General features: G+C 31.7%; 15 protein-coding genes and 1 pseudogene. 14 read left to right on the top strand and 2 right to left on the bottom strand.

Features of this window, described 5'->3' with window-relative positions; all coding sequences use genetic code 11:
- On the top strand, window positions 1-280 hold a 280-nt coding region (locus AC6I5C_RS17245), incomplete at its 5' end, for a hypothetical protein (RefSeq protein ID WP_497906245.1).
- A gap of 560 nt (window positions 281-840) precedes the next feature.
- Here AC6I5C_RS17245 and AC6I5C_RS17240 read toward each other — a convergent pair.
- The gene (locus AC6I5C_RS17240) at window positions 841-1,764 is read right to left on the bottom strand and encodes an ATP-binding protein (protein ID WP_497906244.1); all 924 of its coding nucleotides are present in this window, start codon (window positions 1,762-1,764) and stop codon (window positions 841-843) included.
- 45 nt (window positions 1,765-1,809) lie between these two features.
- A pseudogene (locus AC6I5C_RS17235) lies at window positions 1,810-2,218 on the bottom strand (AlbA family DNA-binding domain-containing protein).
- Window positions 2,219-2,485: 267 nt separating this feature from the next.
- On the opposite strand from AC6I5C_RS17235, the gene AC6I5C_RS17230 reads away from it, so the two are divergent.
- The 13 genes from AC6I5C_RS17230 (at window position 2,486) to AC6I5C_RS17170 (ending at window position 19,364) form a co-directional block, all read left to right on the top strand.
- The gene (locus AC6I5C_RS17230) at window positions 2,486-4,099 is read left to right on the top strand and encodes a hypothetical protein (protein ID WP_497906243.1); all 1,614 of its coding nucleotides are present in this window, start codon (window positions 2,486-2,488) and stop codon (window positions 4,097-4,099) included.
- 13 nt (window positions 4,100-4,112) lie between these two features.
- A complete protein-coding gene (locus AC6I5C_RS17225; RefSeq protein ID WP_497906242.1) occupies window positions 4,113-4,709 on the top strand; it encodes a DUF6705 family protein in 597 nt (198 codons plus the stop codon).
- A 957-nt stretch (window positions 4,710-5,666) separates the two neighbouring features.
- Complete coding sequence (locus AC6I5C_RS17220; RefSeq protein WP_497906241.1) at window positions 5,667-10,481, top strand: PDDEXK-like endonuclease domain-containing protein; 4,815 nt, start codon at window positions 5,667-5,669, stop codon at window positions 10,479-10,481.
- 93 nt (window positions 10,482-10,574) lie between these two features.
- Window positions 10,575-11,477, top strand: a complete 903-nt coding sequence (locus AC6I5C_RS17215) for a BRCT domain-containing protein (protein WP_497906240.1) — start codon at window positions 10,575-10,577, stop codon at window positions 11,475-11,477.
- Between the two features lie 66 nt (window positions 11,478-11,543).
- The gene (locus tag AC6I5C_RS17210) at window positions 11,544-11,852 is read left to right on the top strand and encodes a hypothetical protein (protein WP_497906239.1); all 309 of its coding nucleotides are present in this window, start codon (window positions 11,544-11,546) and stop codon (window positions 11,850-11,852) included.
- Between the two features lie 206 nt (window positions 11,853-12,058).
- Window positions 12,059-12,460, top strand: a complete 402-nt coding sequence (locus AC6I5C_RS17205; RefSeq protein ID WP_497906238.1) for a hypothetical protein — start codon at window positions 12,059-12,061, stop codon at window positions 12,458-12,460.
- Window positions 12,461-12,624: 164 nt separating this feature from the next.
- Window positions 12,625-14,061 carry a DUF2971 domain-containing protein gene (locus tag AC6I5C_RS17200; protein WP_497906237.1) on the top strand — a complete coding sequence of 479 codons (1,437 nt, stop codon included), beginning with the start codon at window positions 12,625-12,627 and terminating at the stop codon, window positions 14,059-14,061.
- Window positions 14,062-14,221: 160 nt separating this feature from the next.
- On the top strand, window positions 14,222-14,896 hold the full coding sequence (locus AC6I5C_RS17195; RefSeq protein ID WP_497906236.1) for a hypothetical protein: 675 nt from the start codon (window positions 14,222-14,224) through the stop codon (window positions 14,894-14,896).
- A 186-nt stretch (window positions 14,897-15,082) separates the two neighbouring features.
- Window positions 15,083-15,712, top strand: coding sequence for a hypothetical protein (locus AC6I5C_RS17190; RefSeq protein ID WP_497906235.1), 630 nt, complete (start codon window positions 15,083-15,085; stop codon window positions 15,710-15,712).
- Between the two features lie 133 nt (window positions 15,713-15,845).
- Entirely contained in the window at window positions 15,846-16,121 is a 276-nt protein-coding gene (locus tag AC6I5C_RS17185; protein WP_497906234.1) for a hypothetical protein, read from the top strand.
- A 789-nt stretch (window positions 16,122-16,910) separates the two neighbouring features.
- Complete coding sequence (locus AC6I5C_RS17180; protein WP_497906233.1) at window positions 16,911-17,579, top strand: hypothetical protein; 669 nt, start codon at window positions 16,911-16,913, stop codon at window positions 17,577-17,579.
- A 53-nt stretch (window positions 17,580-17,632) separates the two neighbouring features.
- The gene (locus AC6I5C_RS17175; RefSeq protein ID WP_497906232.1) at window positions 17,633-18,562 is read left to right on the top strand and encodes a hypothetical protein; all 930 of its coding nucleotides are present in this window, start codon (window positions 17,633-17,635) and stop codon (window positions 18,560-18,562) included.
- A gap of 154 nt (window positions 18,563-18,716) precedes the next feature.
- The gene (locus tag AC6I5C_RS17170) at window positions 18,717-19,364 is read left to right on the top strand and encodes a DUF3885 domain-containing protein (RefSeq protein ID WP_497906231.1); all 648 of its coding nucleotides are present in this window, start codon (window positions 18,717-18,719) and stop codon (window positions 19,362-19,364) included.
- Window positions 19,365-19,432: the final 68 nt, after the last annotated feature.

Here is a 19,432-nt window from a genome sequence, read left to right as displayed (position 1 = left end):
TGTCCAACACTTCTGCAAACCGAATTTCCAGGCACAAAATCTCAAGCCGAATATAAAATCCATCATAGGGGATTCCTTTGATGAGCTCCAAAAATTGAACGATAACGGATTTAGTTTTGGAGAAGTCCTAAACGGAACTCCAGAAGAACCTTTGAACGATACCCCTCAAAAAATAGAGGTAAAACCGATTACGGAGAAGCCACATAAAAAGCAACCGCTTATTAGCAATGAGGAAGCCGAACGAAGTATTTTAAAAGGTATTTTCAAGTTGGATTTGTAAACTCCTCATCATTTATGCGTAAAACAAACGTTTATTTTACGTATAAATGAAGGAAACCGAAATTTGCCAATACTGTAGCGATGAATATACCCCCTAAAGAAGAGGCAAACAAAAACAACGAAACAGAAAACGAATTAATGTGATTAGAGGTCTATTTAATAAATTTTTATAACTACTTCCTATCGACAGGATTTCACTAAAACAAACTATACGAATATGACGGTAAAACAAGTACAGATTAATTTTTGATGGATTCAATAATCAACAAAAAAAAAGAATCCTCCCTTTCTGGTTATCTTAGAAGTTATTCACAGAGGCTGAAGTGAAGGAAATTTGGACTCAGGCTATTTTTGAATCGAATTGAAGTATTAGAAAATTTAAAAACATAAAAAGACTCCATACTACATATAACCTAGTTTGGAAATCGTCAGGAAAAAATAAACATTTTTAGTAAGATCTAATTTAATGTCACAATGGTTTTGAAAACATCCATTTAAATTATTAAAGGCTTTTGCTCAACAATATTTCTATAAATTTTTCAACCCACCTTTCTACCCACTTTAAGGGCGCCTATAATTAATTTGCCAATGGCCACCTTTGGCGCCACCCACCCTTTCTATAAGACTCAATTCCTTCAAGGCGTCAAGGTTATTATCAATCGCCGTGGCACTTAAGCCAATTTTTTCTTCGAGTTGCTTTTTGGAAACTTTACTATTTTCATGAATAGCTTTAATAATATTGAGCCTGTTTTCGGTAAGCTTATCTACCCACATATCTACCCACTTCTTAAAATCGAAAGGTCTTCTAACAGTTACGGTAAACATGCCTTCAGTATTGAATTCTGGTTCTGTTAAATCAGCTTCAAGCATCAAATCTCGCATCCTTCCAATACCAGAACCAATTTGCTCTACCATACGTATTCTTTCAAATAGCCCAAATATTAAAGGATTTCTACTTAAACTTCTTTTGCCAAATTCATTTTTAGGAATGCCACTAATTAAGCCCCCTAGATTGGAAATCTCAACTCTATCATCGAATACTTCAATGGTAATACGAGCCCCTTTATCGTAATAATCTCTATGGGCCAAGGCATTAATGATAGCTTCCTTAAAGACTGTTTCGGGGATTTCCCAAATTTCCCTTCTTGGTTGCCCTCCTTCACCTTCAATATCATAACGCACATTTAGTTTCTTTTTCCCCCAATTCATTGCCTGTAAATATTGCCTATATAAGGAGCCTGTCATTATTTTATCGTCAGCAATAAAACGCTTATCGATGCCATCAAACGCAATACAACGAATAACAGCTTTTTCAAAAAATTGTTCTGGAGCCTCCGCAAAGAACAATACCGTACCATTTTTAAGCCCCCCTTCATTTGTAACAAGCTTAAGACTGTTAAATACCTGTTCATTTGAAACTGCAACTCCTAAACCGCCCAATGTGCGAAACTGTACAATATTAGACTCAGAAATGTCCTGTTCCAAACTAACGGCTTTACAAGGCGCTTCATCAAAATAAATTTTATCGGCTTACTGAAAGAAGTCTCTCATTGCTTCGGTCGAGGTTAATTTTTGAGAGTTAGGCCCTTGACGGACATAAATTGCACCTGAAAGAACATATGGTTTCTTATCGCCTGACGGCACTTCTACGACCACTATTTGCTTTCCATCAATTTCAACCAAATACATGCCACAATGAAGACTTGATGTAATCTCGCTAATCGAATTTTGAAGTGCAGAACGTTTACCATTATCAAAAGAAACTCCTTGAATGCCATTATCATCGTCAACTCCTAAAAGAAGTACCCCCAGCCGGATTTGCAAAAGCACAAATTTCTTCGGCAACCTCTTTGACTTTTCTAGGAATACTTTTTTTAAATTCCAAATTATACCCCTCTCCAGAGGAGATTAATGATTTTAAAGTAGTTGGGTTTATCATAACTAAATTAACGGTTGAAGAAATACAAATCTATTTGAATAAAAAAACTCTATTTAAAAAGAAATACTGATTTTCAGTGTTATATAATTTTAAATTCAACTTTTTAGTCATAAACAGGCGGACTTATAGGTACATCTTCTCACAAATATGAGTAGAAATTTACTTATAAAAATATTGCATATATTTACAATAATTAAAAAACTCTTATTGTTTTTTATCTTTATAAAGATGTGCCACAACTAAACAATAAGCAAAACCAACCTTTATATGAAACAAAAAATTACGAGGCTAGGTTTATTATGCCTACTCGCCTTTATCTTATCCAATTGCCAAAAGGATGACCTCCATGAAGACATTGAAACTTCAAAAAAGAATGACTATAAGTCAACTCCTAACATTCAAGAACTATCTTTTAAAGAACTTAAAAGGAATCAAGCCGCATTCAATATTGTTTCTCAAATCACAAATTCTACAAGCAGTTTAAGTGCACGTGGCGGTGTATACAGTCCTAGTTTCCGAATGGAATTGGACACTACCAAAATTATTAAAATTGAACAAGATAGTAGTCACTATTCACTGACATTTAGGATGATTGAAGAATCTCCTTCGCAAAATATCACTCGAAATTTGGTTCTAGATGCGGTAGCTCCAGATATATTTTATGCCTTTATTTACGAATACAATCTGCCTGAAATAGAAAGAAACCAATTAGCAAGCGGAAGCTTAAACAATATCAAAGATTACCTGGATATTATTACAATAAATCCAGATTTTTCACAAAATAGGATTCAAGGTATTTCCTCTGATTGTTGGGAAGAAATTTTAATTTCTGAAGCTCAAGCCTGTGCCAGTGGCAACCATTCTCACGCCATGGGTAATGCAAGTCAGTGTAAGCTGAAAGGAGATGCCTTACCTCAAGAAGCTGAGACTATGCTTATACTTAAAGCAGACTGCGATTTTGGGGGCGGATCTAGCGGCCCTAGTCCATATGGTCCAGGAGGAGATGAAGGCACTCAAGATCCTTGGGCTAACCCTGACTTAGGAGGTATCGGTTCAAATGGAGAAAATAATTACACCTATCCCGGAAATCCTAGAGAAGACGACAACGAAAATGAAGAACCCGTGAGCTCCCTTACTACAATTCCGCTATTTGAATACATACCTAAGGAAGAAAATGACCCTTGCGATAAAATTTCAAATCTGTTAGACGAGACTAAAAATCCTGGTGTGAAAGATAAATTAATAGAGTTAATTGGAAAAACAAGCGATACTACTGAGGTAGGAGCAGGAAAAATTGTAGGAAGCAATAATGGAACTAACGACGGTATTACAGATTATACCCTCTCAGGTGATGGTTATTTAGACATCGCCCCTCCTTCATCCGGGAAGTTTTCTTTTATTGGACACACCCACAATTCTCCTGCAAATAGTACGTATTCTGTTTTCTCTTGGTGGGATCTTAGTGATGGATTATACTCGTGGATTAAAAATAACCAAATAACAAATAATTTTGTTTATTTTGTATTTACCGCAGATGGTACATATTATGCAATAACAGTGGAAAACGCCAGTAATTTTAAAAAGTTTTTTACTCCATTAGATGATTTACCTGCAAGCCCTTCTATTGAGCAATTAATTACACATGCTAAAATGGAAACAGCACTTGAAAAATATTATAAACATCAGGATAGTCAAGACGATGAAAAACCTTTAATTAAAGAAAACAGTACTAATCATACAGAAGACGCAAAATATTTTTTACAAATGCTCAAAGATAATCAATTAGGAATTGAGGTTTTTAAAACTGATAATTCTTTAAGTAACTTTATCAATATAAAGCTTGATAATAATAACGATGTAAAAGAAGACAATTGTAATTAAAAACTTTAAAACGATGAAAAAACAACTTATATACATAGTAGTAGTAATGTTTTTAATTTCTACTAGCTCATGGGCTCAATTACAGACTGTAAATAGAAAAACAAAAGACAATTTAAACCTTCCTGGAAAATACTATAAAGATATTGAGGGCGATTTTGATCCATTTATTGGTACATGGAAAGGGACACTCAACAATAAAACAATGATTATTAACATTTCAAAAGAAGTCATAGGGCCACTTGATTCTGGGGTATACAATTATGCGGAAGATTTTTTGATAGCAGATATTAAATTAATTGAGGGTGAAGGAACCCAGTTTGAAATGGTTGTTTGTGATACTGAAACAGAATATAGCAATTTTCCTAAAAAAACTAGAAGTATCACCTTTGCTACTTCTTCTGACGGAGTAACTATGTCAGGTAATATTGAGGATAATTGTCACCCAGGGAACAGTGCCGGAGGCAATGTGGTTATGGACATACAAAATCCACAAGCGCAAACATTGACAGCTCATTGGGAAATTAAACGAAAAGGGATTGCTACCAAAAGTTATCCTGGAGAACCCGATTTTGTAATTCCTACAGATATAATATTGACAAAACAACCTTAAAAAATTTACAGTAAAAAATGTACTTATAAAAGCACCTTGTAAAAAGAGGTGCTTTTGTTTTAACTTAAAGGATGAAATAAAAATTTCATAAACATTTTGAGAGCCCTGAAGACGATGATTAATTAATTTAAAGAAGACAACTCCGATTATAATGAAGATGTATTTTTCAGTAACAAAATGCAATAGATTGATTTAATTATATAGCAATAAAAACATACTTTGCAACTTAAAAATTTAGCGGTTTAAAGAGCTTAATTCATTAAACAAGACTCTATCAGCCCTGCATATCTAAATATTTAATATGAGAAATCACAAAATAACAGGAAAAGATATATTGTATATTTTTTCAGTAAGCATTATATCAGTCTCTGCATTAATCTTAATGGACATAATACCTTTTTCAATTATAAACTTTATTGCTGTCTTTCTGATACAATTCTTAATACTTTCAACCATCCCATATATCATAATTAGATCAAAAAAAGCCTAATAAATTCGGGTTACATCATTCCAAAACAGCTACTACTTTTGTAATCAACAATAACAACAAACTGGCTATAGCTACTTCAATTATTTTTAATTTTTAGCACTAGTGACTACAAGTGCTGTCAGCATCGAACCATTGACTGAACTGTTGATTGAAACGTTGATTTTCAATTTGAACCATTGAATTGACTACAAACGTTGTCAACAATAATAACAAGCATTTAGCATTATTCCCAATATCAACCACTTATTGGTATATCTAAATAATAATAACACTGCAGGAGTACATTCAGCTACTAACTGTACAAAAACAAACTAAATGAATCCCTCTCCTAAATCTCCCTCATCAACTATCCACATAAACCAATACGCTAATAAGCCAATATTTCTTAGCTTTCGACGAAAATTGAGAAAAACCGTAAAAAAAATTTGATTAATGTCCGTATTTTAGAGCAATAACCGACCTAAAATATGGAAATAACTGAAAAGCTACTTAGTGAGCTCCAAAACAGGCTTAAAGTTGGAAGCCGAAGAGGAGTTCATCTTAATGCCATACCCGCACGTTCTCGATACAAGTTTGATCTCACCAGACTTTCACATATAGATGAAAATCTTCCAAAAAATTTCATCAATGCCTTACTTACTGAGCTTCCTTTAAAATTCAAAATAAGTTGGAAGGATAATGTCCCTGACTTAAACTCATTGTTCGAAGAAGACCAAGCTCAATTAGTAAGAATTACTAAATCATTTGAAAACCTCATCAATCAAACTGACGCAATAGAGTCCGAAAAAGGAATTAATACATTTGGATTTGGATTTCCTATTCTTGTACGGAGAGACCAAGCAGATAACAAGTTAACCGCAGCACCTATTTTAATTTGGTCATTAAGAATTAAAAGGACAAAGGAATTCAATACTTGGGAAATACAGAGAAATGAAGATGATCCTATTTACATAAACGAGGTCTTAATCAACCATTTGCAAAATGACTCCAAAATTGAAATTGACCAAGTTTCGAGTGAACATTTGGATGACGGCCTAATTGACAGAAATGAGTTATTGGATATTTGTGTCAACATCATAGAGTCCATAAACAGCTCAACCCCTAATGACCTCAGAGAAACATTCGACAAGAAACTAAATGACATAAAGCCAATTTCCGAGAAAAAGCATTATGAAAAGTTACCATTGACATCCAACAATTCATTTATTGATTTTGGGGGGTTGTTTTCAATCTTTGAAGTTCAAAAACAAAATATAATAAATGATTACGTTAATCTATTGGAACTTCAAGGGTCTGAAATTGACCTTGAAGACATGGCAGAACATTCATTTCAACCAATTTCATCAGTTGAAACAGATCCTTCTCAACAAGGCATTTTACATTCCCTGAACACATCAAGAAATATCCTCATACAAGGTCCTCCTGGAACAGGAAAAAGTCAATCTCTTACAGCTATATTGGTCAATGCTCTTGAAAACCATAAAAAAACAATTGTTGTTTGTGAAAAACGGACGGCTTTAGAGGTATTATACAACGCACTAAATGAAAAAGGTCTTAACTATCAATCCATCTTAATCAAAGATATCGTAAAAGATCGAAGGAAAGCTGTTGATTCTGTAAGGGAAAGAATAGATAATTCTTCCTATCGAAGATACAGGTACACCAATTCAAAAGAAACCTTAGACAACATCATTGAAAAGTCAAAATCACTGATTGACGCAATCAACAAAAGGCACCAAAAGTTAGACGAAAAACTTATTGGAAATAAAAACTGGACAAGTGTTGTTGGATCCCTCCTATCCGAACTCAAAGACAATTCAGAGGATTACTACCTTGATTTAAATAAAGAGTCTTTTTCTTATGAATCTACAGAACTTAATAGATTATTGGAACTAATCAGAAAAGGTCAAAATTTATACAATGATTATACTCCTTTTAAAGAATTATCATTCCTTAATTCTTCAAAATTAATAGGAGACAATCCATTTATTATAGAACAAAAAATCAAAGAAGATTATTTACAATATGAAACGGAATATTCTCAAATTCAGCAAAAAACCAAAGAATTCCACAAAGAGTATTTCGATATAAGGAAAAATGAAATTGCCGATAAAATAGAAGAATCTGGTCAATTAATTAGTGAATACCTAACTGTTTTCAACTCGATACCAAAGCTTCTGGAAAAATTTGAAGCCAATTATAAAGAAATCAGAACTTTTGAATTTCAAAATGAATTAGACAAGATACAAGACAAACTTGGCGAAGTTCTCTCAATTTTCAAACTTTATTCTGCTGACACTTTATTTTTAGATGATGAAAAAGTAAACTCCTTCAACATCAGCTTTAAATCTCTATTTTCGAGTAGTTTAAAAAAATTAAAAAAGGACAGAAATACAATCATTCAAAGAATCTTAGAAATTGAATCAATTTTAATTGAATGCAAAGATTTACAACATATTGAATTTAGCTCTAACCTTAAGGAAAACAAAAAATTATTCTTTCAGTTCAAAGACTCAATTGAAGAAACTAAGACTCAATTTAACGACAAGTTAAATAACGAATTAGATGAATTAAACCTTAATTCCTTTATTGACGAGAAAATCGGTTGTCAATTTTGTTTTGACCAACTAACCAATGTTTCCTCTTCCCGATCCGATGAATTTAAAGAACTAATCACGGAAACATTAAACACACTAAAAACACTTCAATCTGATTTAGTTACCAAGAAAAAATCCGTAAACAATTTTATTGAATCTAGTAAAGAATTACCTTCAATAGGTAATTCTAAAACACTAAGGGCAATAAAAATAGATTTTGAAAATTATTCTGATCTAATTGAAAAATCATACGATAGTTTTATTCAAGGAATTAAGAATGAAATTGAAAAAATAGATATTTTAAAACCTATTGACCAGAAATATGCCAACCAAACCTTTATCACAATAAATGAGTCTTATAATGAGCTGTTAAACAAAGTAAATGAAGATAATTGGAGTGAACTAAAATTAAAAGGCAAGAACGAAAAAGCTCTACAAAACAAAATATCAAAACTGATAGACATTAAAAATGAATTCTTCAATAACGAAAATGATCTATTCTCAATAGAATTCAAATGGTTTCAATTTTACAATTCCCTTTCAATTGAAGAAAAACCAATTATTGACCTATTAACAGAAAAAGAGAATTGGCGCAAGACCTTTTTGATATTCTATCTAAACTCAATGCTCGTCAATTCAGCTAATATCCACTTACCAACCGATGATAATGACCATATCGAATTAGGCAAATCATTATCTGAACTTGAAAAGGAACAGATCAAATATATTAGGGAATACTGGTTTTCAAAACAAATTGATGCTACAAGGTCCTTTGATTGGAATAACCCAAATATAGCCGTCGAAAATCTTTACAACAAACGAGCAAGCACCAAGCACAAGAGACTCTCTTTAAGAGAAATTGTAAAGTTGGACATGGACTTGTTTACAACCTTCTTCCCAATCATTTTAACTACACCTGACGTTGCCAGTAATCTTTTTAAAGGACAAAACAAGTACTTCGATATTGTGATGTTTGACGAAGCAAGTCAGTTGAAATTAGAGGATAATTTACCTGCTCTTTTGAAAGGCAAACAGATAGTCATTGCAGGTGATGAACACCAAATGCCACCATCAAATTATTTCAGTAAAATATTTGATGGGAGTATTGAAGATGAAGATGAGTTTGAAGACGAAATTGAAAGAATCAAAAACGATGCAAGCAATTCTTTATTGGATTGCGAATCACTATTGGATTTTGCATCTGAATTAGGGTTTGAAAAAAGGCACTTAGATTTCCATTACCGTTCAAGACACCCATATCTCATTGATTTCTCCAATTATGCATTTTACAATCAAAGATTAAAACCTTTACCCAACGACTTTGACTATGTCCCAATTAAGTACATTAATGTGAACGGGACATATTCCGATAACTCCAATGATTCAGAAGCAGAAACTGTTCTTTCCATCATCGAAAACAATATCTCTCGACTTCCCAACGGTGAATACCCAACTATCGGGGTAGCGACATTCAATATCAATCAACGAAACCTGATTTTAAGTAAGATTAACGACAGACGAAAATTTGACCGTTACAAAGACTTCAATGAAAAAATCAATGAGCTTGAAGAAAATGGTTTTTTCGTAAAGAATTTAGAAAACATTCAAGGAGATGAAAGGGATGTCATTATACTTTCAACTACATACGGAATCAATAAAGACAATAAGTTTGCACAGAGATTTGGTTCAATTAACCATCAAAAGGGATACAAACTATTAAATGTTATTATTACCAGGGCCAAATACAAAGTATATCTCTGCTCGTCCATCCCACAAGACGTTTTCTTAAATTATAAAGAACACTTAATTACGGAAGGCTCCAATAACAGAAGGGCGGCCCTATTTGCCTATCTCGCCTATTCAAAAGCAGTGAGCGAACAGGACAACGAAGCAAGAATAGCCGTTTTAAATGCCCTTTCAGAAAACGCATCAAAAAACTCATCTATCGACAATTTCAATGCAGACCTTGAGTCACCATTTGAGGAAGAAGTCTATGAAGCCTTAACTGAACATTTCGAAGAAGATAAAATTATTCCCCAACTCCAATTTGCAGGCTTTAGAATTGATTTGGTTTATGATACGAAACAAGTAGGCCTACCCAAAATTGCCATTGAATGTGACGGTGCACAATACCATTCAAGCCAAGAGGCTTATTTACATGACAGGCATAGACAAAAGATTTTGGAAAACCACGGATTTGTCTTCCATAGGATATGGAGTACCAATTGGTGGAGAAACCCGAAAAAGGAGACTCAAAAACTGGTTGAATTTATAAGAAATATTGAAAACAGCAGCCCCTCAATATTCGAAGACAAATCAAAAGTACGTCTTGCTTTTACTGATAACATTAAGGTAATCGAAAATGAATTAGCCAATGTGTCTCCAAATTTGCAGAAAGACCTAAAAGAGACCATTAAGGCCGTTAGCAACAAAGTTCAAACCGATTTATTCAAGGAAACCATAGGACTCAACAGTAAGGTTAAAGTGAAGTACTTGAACATTGATAAGGATTTGAAAGTACATTTGGTTGAAGGAACTATAAATAAAACTGAAAAATCTAATGGTATTCAAAAAATAAACATCAAGTCACCTTTAGGAGTGGCTTTGAGGGAAAAATCAGTTGGTGACACTGTTAAAATTGGAGATTTAGATAAATATGTCCGAATCCTTGAAATATTAAAATAAGTTTAATTTAACTGATTTCATAACCTCAATTCAAAACAGAGGACTATTTAAAAACTCCTAAAAATACTGACCAATAAATCAACAACTAAATCCATGAGCGAGTTAAATCAAAAAGAACTAGACGTTTTTACGGCAAAAGCAAGAGCAGACAAAGCTATCAATTCATTGAAAGGAATATTGCTTGGAATTAATTTAGACGAACAAGTAAATGCAAACGAAATTAACGAACTCAAGACGTGGGCAGAAAACTATCGGAACTTAATAAACCGTAACCCTTTTAAGGAATTTATGGCAATTATTGACGAAACCGTTTCCAACAATATTCCCGCAACAGAGGTTATAGAGGATCTGTTCTGGTTATGTCAGAAATATGAAAGTGATAATTATTACTATAATGCAGTGACAAGCGACCTTCAAACACTTCAAGGAATTTGTCATGGTATTTTGGCTGACGGTATTATTAATGCAAAAGAAATCCAAGAACTTGAACAATGGCTAGAACAGAACACACATTTAAGCACCTACTATCCCTATGACGAGATTAGAAGTTTGATATTGTCAATTGTAGCTGATGGGAAAATTGAAGAAGAAGAAATTTTAATCCTAAAAGCTTATTTAAGCCAGTTTGTAAATATTGAGAACCAAGGGATCTCCAAGAAAATTAAAGAGGATACAGCAGACATAAATATCACAGGTCATTGTACAAGTGATCCAAACATTGAATTTGAAGGTAAAACATTTTGTATTACTGGAGTATTAAAAAGTGGAGACCGAAAACAATTGGAACGTACCATTTCTAATTTAGGTGGTGTCCCCACCAAAACAGTAACAAAAAAGACAGATTATTTAATTGTTGGAGATAACGGAAATCCTGCTTGGGCTTTTGCTTGCTATGGACGAAAAGTTGAAAAAGCTTTAGAAATGAGAAAAGGGGGACATCAAATTTGCTTAGTACATGAATTTGATTTTATCGATGCTTTAGAGGAATTAAAATAAAGTTACTCGCACTACAAGAAAAAGAACCTGTATGCATACCTCCATAATTTATAAACTCACAAAACAATGAAATCATTTCTACTGCTAACAATAGTCCTCATAACATCTTCAACCTATTCCTGCACCTGCATTACACAAGAAATTGAAGGTAGATATAACTCAGCAGACCTTGTAATCAAAGGAAAAATTTTAAGTAAAGTTCTTTTTGCTAAAAATGACACAGAAGTGGGCTACAACAAAGAAACTGGACAACTTGAGAAAATGACAATCGAACGCGATAAAAAAGCATTCTATGAGTATACAATAGCACTAATTGAACTATATAAAGGTAAAAGTCATGAAAAATATGATAAAAGTAAAAACATTAGCATATGATAATTGTTCCGCTGATTTTAAAATCAATAATGACTATTTAATCTTTTCGAATAAAAAAGGAAGAAAATATTTAATCAATCTATGCTCTGGTAATGAACTCGCTATAGAAGAACATGAAAATAAATTAAAAAAGCTTAAAAATTCAGATTCAGAATGACATTTAAACATGTTTACCAATACATTTTGGCTAATTTGAGAAGATCAAAATGAAAAAGATAATCTTATTTCTAACAATGATAATTTTTGCTTCTTGTGACCCTGGAATCTTAAATATATATGTTGTTGATAACAAAACTGATTTTGATCTAAAAATAGAATCAAAACTTAATTCTGGCCATCGCAATCCACATGAAAAGGATTCTGTCAAATTGATTACTATTAAGCCACAATCAGAGTCCATAGTTGTAGAATATTTTGCAATTGGGACAGCCCACGACCAAGGGAGCAATTTTCTTAAAGAAATCGATACGATAATTATTAAAAATAAAGTTCTGAAAAAAGACATATATGAACGTAAAAATTGGAACTATAAAATTCTGAAAAAAGGATTATTGACTGAAGATAAAGTAGAATATAAGCTGACGTTAACCAATTCTGATTTTGAATAAAAAACTCATTACAACGATACTATAAAGAATTGTTTTTCTCGCCTACTTCTGAAAATGCTTGCGGATTTTCAGTTTGATGCTTACTTGCTAGGTTAATCGCTAAATAACGCAACTACTAATAGTCGAGACGTTAGCTGTAATTTAAAAAACTTTCAACAATTTAAATGTATAGATTTAGACCTATAGAAAGCTTGCTTGGCAAATACAAAGAGTTAGAAAAACAAGAAATATATTTTGCCTCACCTGAAGAATTAAATGACCCAATGGAAGGTCTAAGAGATGTATATTGGAAAGGCGATGAAATCGTCTGGAAAAACTTTATAATAAATTACTGCAAAAGTTTAGAAAGAATATTTCTACTAACTATCATCTTAAACGATAGCAAAGAAATTACAGATAACGATATAAAAGTATCGTATGAATTATTAGAATTCCCCTCACCGAAAAATGAGATAATGGTAAAAGAAATAATTTCTAAATTATTTTCTTTTAGATTTATAAAGGAATTACCATTAAGTGTTTCAAAGAGGTCAGAACATATAAGACGTTCAGAATTATTATCATACTGTCAAATTATCCATTCATTTGTATTGAATTCTATTTCCGAAGTATACTTCGAACACAAAATGACTAACAAATTAGTTTTCCATCAAGACCTTGACCAATTTACTAATGTCATTGAAAAATCTGGTAATTTACCCGAACTTATAAATCAACTCGAAAAGAAAAATAGCAAAAATGTAACTGATAGTTTTTTTAACATTATCAACCTTTATATTCAATCCTCTACTCTGTCATCCCAATTCTCACATTCGCTCAATGAAGTAAGATCAAATGGTTTCTTTTTAATATCAGAGTTCCCAAATAAATTTATTACAAAACTTGAAAATGAAATTTATCCTGCTTGGTATTCAGCATCATTCCTAGGTGATAATACCAATTCAGCAATTTGGGGTCATTATGGAGATAACCACAAAGGTGTTTGTTTAAAGTATAAAACCACCCTGGAAGATGACAAGTTAATATTGAACCTTAAAACGGAATATGGTTATAGCTCGGGGCCTATTGTCGGTATGAAACCACATTACTTCAAGAAAATACAATATCATAATCACCATACTGAAATCGACTTTTTTAGGTCAATGGGGAGATTGAGAAAATTTGAACTTAATAAATTGTGGTATTCTGACGAGAGTGGAAATTTAAGCATCTGTGTTTCACACCTAAATTCAAAAGAAAAACAAGACGAATGGAGAAAAAAATATTGGAGTAATTTTAGTGACAGTTTAGCAATAAAACTGAAAGAATGGGAATATGAAAATGAATATAGGTTAGTTGTTCACGGTGACTTCATTGATTATTCTAGTAAGAATAGTAGAAAATTACAATATGATTTTAAAGATTTAGAATCCATTACATTTGGTATCAAAACTGATAATTCTTCTAAACTTAGAATAATGAAAATAATTGAGCAAAAGTGTTTAGAAAATAATAGAACTGATTTTGAATTTCACCAAGCTTATTATTCGAAAAGTACAGGGAAAATAGAAAGTTTTAAACTAAATTTATTACAGAAAAAAACTACAGCTAACAATGACTAAAAGTAATTGCTTGTTCTCACCCACTTCTGAAAATCCTCGTGGACTTTCAGTTAGGTGTGTACTTGCAAAGTTTAGTGCTAACGCACTCAATTACTCCTATCCGAGACCATTAGCTTCAATTGTTCAGAAAAATCTGTAAATCAACTTATAAAAAACTAAATTGGATATAAATAAATTTAATTCAGACGATCCAGAAGATATCCTTAAAGAAGCTTTACCTAAAAATAGTTGGCTAATTGATGAAAATATACCGCACGTTAAACATTTGAATAATTATAATTCTATAATTGAAGATTTAGAATTTGCAAAGGAATGTCTCATAGAATTAAAAAAAATGAGAATTCTTGAAGAGAATACTGAAATTAAAAATAACAATACTTTGAAAAGAGCATATTTTACAAATTCAGTTATTACATATGCAAGATGCTTCAATTACTCCAAACAAGGTGGAAGAATTTCAATAAACAAGAAACAATTCAAAAAAACCTTTCCAAACAACGAGAAAATTACCGCTAATGATTTAGAGAAATTCCATGATTACATAATGGATTTGCGAAACAAATTTATTGCTCATGCCGATAAAAGCATATTTGAAAATAATAGAGTATATATTCAATTCGAAGCGGAAGGTGATAATTTACACTCAACTTTCGCCAATCTTTCAGTAGCCATGTTCAATTTTGATGAAACCCAATTATCAAATTTCATGGTATTAGTTAATTATACAATTATTAAGCTGAGGGATAAAACCATAATGCTAACCCAAAAAGTCAAAGATCAAATTGGAGATGATAAATTATTAGCAGTTGCTAAAAAAACTTTGAAAAACAGCTAAAACTAACAACTTATAACACAAATTACGAGTTTCATAGAAAAGAACTAAATTAGTTTTCATAACAAACAAAATAGTTAAGCCGAAAAATCCGTGTACATAAATCAACGCTGCTTATCTTTATACATAATCGTTGCGAGCAATTAATAAAACTTTATGGGGCTAGGGAGACGAAAATTTTTTCAGTTAATGAGCATGGCTTTAGTAGGAGTTGCTATAGACCCATTAAAAGCAATTGCTATTAACGATAATGTTTACGTAAACAAAAAACTCGGAATACTATTCAATAAGCCTAAAGATTGGGGTTTTGTTGCAATCAAAGACTTTGGAAAAATTAAAAGCAAACAAATAATTGGAGAGGGACTAGAGGACACACCTGAAGAAATATTGGAAGAATTAGGAGACCCTATCTGTATAGCGACCAAATATTATGAGGACAAACCAGAGTACAAGGGTGTATTTTCTCCCACAATCACACTCAACATTACTCCAAAAGAAGAACTTGAAGATTACGGATTCGAAACATTCGAAGAACTTATGGAAATGTCTGCTTATGGAACTTCTACCATTTTAAAGGGATTTAAAATCATCAAAGAATATGATCCTTATTTGATTAGTAATTGTAAGTTTTATGAATATGATGCAGAATATTTGTTTGAACATATAGAACTAAATGAGCCTCTTAAAGTTGAACTTAAGGTTTTGAAAGCTGAACACAATGGCTTCTATTACGACTTTAATTGTCACCAATCAAAAGCTCAAGGACAAATTGCAAATAAAGAATTTGAACAATTCAAAAAATCAATCAAATTAATTTAATAACTCCTCACAACATATGAAAAAAACTCTGATTTTAATATTTACATTTTTACCATTGACATTACTCGGACAACAATTAGATTGCTGTAAATCTGTTGAGGAGGTCGGAAATAAAATAAATGGATATTGGAACATGAAAAGTCCTGACAAAAATGAACAGTTACGGTTTGAGTTCAATAATGGAACTGGTAAATTTTGGAGATATAAGTATAATGACAAAAATGAATTGTTGGAATCTAAAGAGATTGATCAAACCTTAGAGATATTTAAAACAGAATCTGGATTCGAAATAGACTGGAGCAATGGTAACAGAATAGTCACTTCGAGAATTAAGACTCTAAATTCGAATAGTCTAGTTTTTGTCCGTAGAGATGGAAAAGAAGCCGAATATTTCAGAATTATTGATTAAAAAATACCTTACGTAACATCAACTATAATCAATTGACTTCCCTAAATAAAACAAAAAACAGCAACTTCAACTTGCCCAAATTACTACTCCGATTAAAACACAAAAGAATTGAGCTAATTATTAAAATTATAAATAGTAATGAACAGTTTAAAGTTAAAAATATCAACTCTTTTGAGTTTCACATGTTTACTAATTCCTTTTTCTGTATATATTTTATGGATTTATGTTATCGATTTAGGAACTACTCAGGCAGAACGTGTTGCTATTTTTAAAGATTATTTTCCAGAATTTCTTAAAGGTCGGTGGAGCACAACAATTCTTAGCATAGTTTTTTGCATCATAGCAATTATTTTCAGTAGTAATAATTTAAAATTATCGAAAAAGTTTTGGAAGGCTTTAAATATTACAATTCTTATTATTAGCAGTTTGTTATTATTCTTGAATTTATTTTCAATGATGTAAATTATATATCTTAACCAACAATCCATAGAAATTGAACGCTGAAAAATAAAATTAGGAATTTGCCCCCCAAACCCTTAAACAAATATCGGAAGAATTCTGTGTAAGTTTTCCGAATACTAAAAACAAAAGAATTCTAACACAAATAACAAATGGCAACGCCTTATATAATTCATTGCTTCCGATCTTCTTGCCGGAAATTCCTCGCAAATTTGCTATCTTGGTTTCGTTGCCCATAATAATATGAAAATTCAACAATTCATTATAATTTTCGGATTTTTAGCAATCTCTTTGAATGCTAATGCTGACTCATTTTCATATAGTAAAAAGGTGTTAATCACGGCGGAATCAGAAAATTTCATTGCAAAACATTATCACAATTGGACTTCTAATACAGAAGAAGAACGCTACGAAATGATATCGACAGACCAAAATCCATTCGATGAGAACAACAACTATGCTTACATAGAATTGTTTGACAAAAGGACAGGCAAAACAATATTTCGAAAACCAAGTACTGCCCTAACCCATATTGAAATTTCTAAAAACGAAAAACATATCATTGGTATTTCAAACATTATGTTATGGAATCCTTACCAATTAATCATTTATGACGCAAATGGTAAATTAATAAAGAAACGTAATTTTAGTAGTGAAGAGGCTAAATTGACCAAATCGCAATATGATGAATTTGCCGCAAAATATCATTCCCAATGCGAAAAACTTATAGAGTTTACCTACTATAGAAGCAATAGTGTTTATATTGATTTCTTGAGAATGTCTATGCCAGACGAACTTGGTGATGCTTGGCAATACTTATTTGATTTTATTGCACCTAACCATTTGACACCAAATATTAGGGAGACCACAACTAACTATGTTCAATGGTATCACGAAGAAGACCCAAAAATGCAATTGAATTACCGAAATGACAAGCTAATCTCTGTATTAATTAATGATCCTAAAAATATACAGTTTAAAATAAGTATAAACGAATAGCAAAAAAAGGGTGAAAAATAGAAATTAACTAAATCCAACCGTTTAAATAGATAATGAAAAACACAATCCTTTATATAGTTTTATTTTATTCCTTAAATCTTTTTAGCCAAAAGTTTGCAGTTGTGGACATCGATACCTATGATTTAATAGATGCTGTCACCTTTAACCTTTTTGATGGCAACAAAATTGTTTACACAAATTCAACAGAAAAAAACAAAGCAACAATTATTCCCAGTGACATTAAATACGATAGGGCAGAGTTTATTAAAACAGACTATAAATTACACACAATTAAAACGACAAATTTAAGTGGGGCCGTTTTTTTAACAAAAGAATACATACAGTTAGATGACGTTGTGGTTTATTCAAATAAAAGCAACAATTTAATTTTAGGAGAATCCAATAGGATTGTTAATTCAGCTAGTAGATACTTGTTGCCTGAAATAAATTTTGGAGTAATATTTAAAAACTATGATACAAATTTAAATATAGAAAACACGGTCTTTTATGTAGACAAAATAAAACATAAGACAGCCTACAAAATTCACTTTTTTGAAGTAGAAGAAAGTTTTCCAACAAATAATCTACAAACTCTCAAATTTAATAATGAGATTTATTCCTCCGACACCCTCTACCTAAACCCAATGCAAAAAAATAGAATTGAAGTTGAGCATAAAGAAAAAATTTTATTCAAGAAAAACACCTCCTTATTTGTTAGCATCGAAGTCTTATACTATTTAAATGAAAATAACATCCAATTTCAGCCTGATAACAAGCTTAGATCCAAATTAAAGCTTCAATTATCAAACCAAAATAACTACTATGCCAAGACTGTGGATTTTTATACTTCAGAAAAATCCGTTGATTTTCGAAATATAAACCTGATGATAAAATATGATTTTGCTGTCGACCTATTTAAAACCCCGCATAAAACCATTCTCTTAACTCCTGCTACATTGCTAAATACTACTGAAATAAAATAATTAAAGTCTATTGGTAACATTGTGTAAAATTCATTGCTTTGGATTTTCCTATGGTAAATATTTCAGATGTTTAGCAACAAATTTCTTTAATTATCTTTAATCACAACTAAGACGCAACGGTAGCGTTGCACAAACCTTTTTGCAAACCATCATAGTGGATAAAGCCATAGAAAAATATTTAAACTCGAATCATCCTGAATTGAACATAATTTCTATTCACGGAAAGTTTAATCTTAGATTTGAATTAGGTGGAGAAATCCTTGAAAATGGAACTATTGAAAGAGTAAACCAAGCTGTATATCGGGCTACTGAAATTTGGAAGCAAGCTATTGGAAATGATGAATTGATTGTTGTAATAGAAGAATATGAGACCGAGCTTTTCGATATAGAAAAAAGAAATAAAGCATATTTATCAGAATTACTTCCTCTTGATAAGTTAACCAAATTCAAAGGTCCTTTTGGACTAACATATTATAAACTTGATGAATTAGGTAATCGTAATGAACATATTGCAGAAGATGAACTTTATTGTGATTTGTTGATTGGAAAACTAAAAATTGATGAAGAAACTATAAACAAAATTATTCGTGGAAGAGTAAACCTTGAAATGGGATTTGCCCCAGCAATTCCACAAGACATTTACTATTATTCTATATCGAATAAAGTAGGATTTAGAATTTATGATGATAGAGGCTGTGATGTTTGGAGTAATGATAAGGAAAAATTAAGGCCGATATATGAAATATTAAATAAATGGATTTTGGCTTATAATAAATCTGAAATTGACGAATACTTCAAATAAAAAAGCTTTCAATACAATGTATATTTCTAAGCTTCCGATTTTCCTCATAGAAAATATTCACAAATTTG

It is taken from the genome of Mangrovimonas sp. sgz306409, from assembly GCF_059735265.1.
Note: the sequence above shows the minus strand (reverse complement) of the source record. Positions and strands in the feature narration are given on the sequence as shown.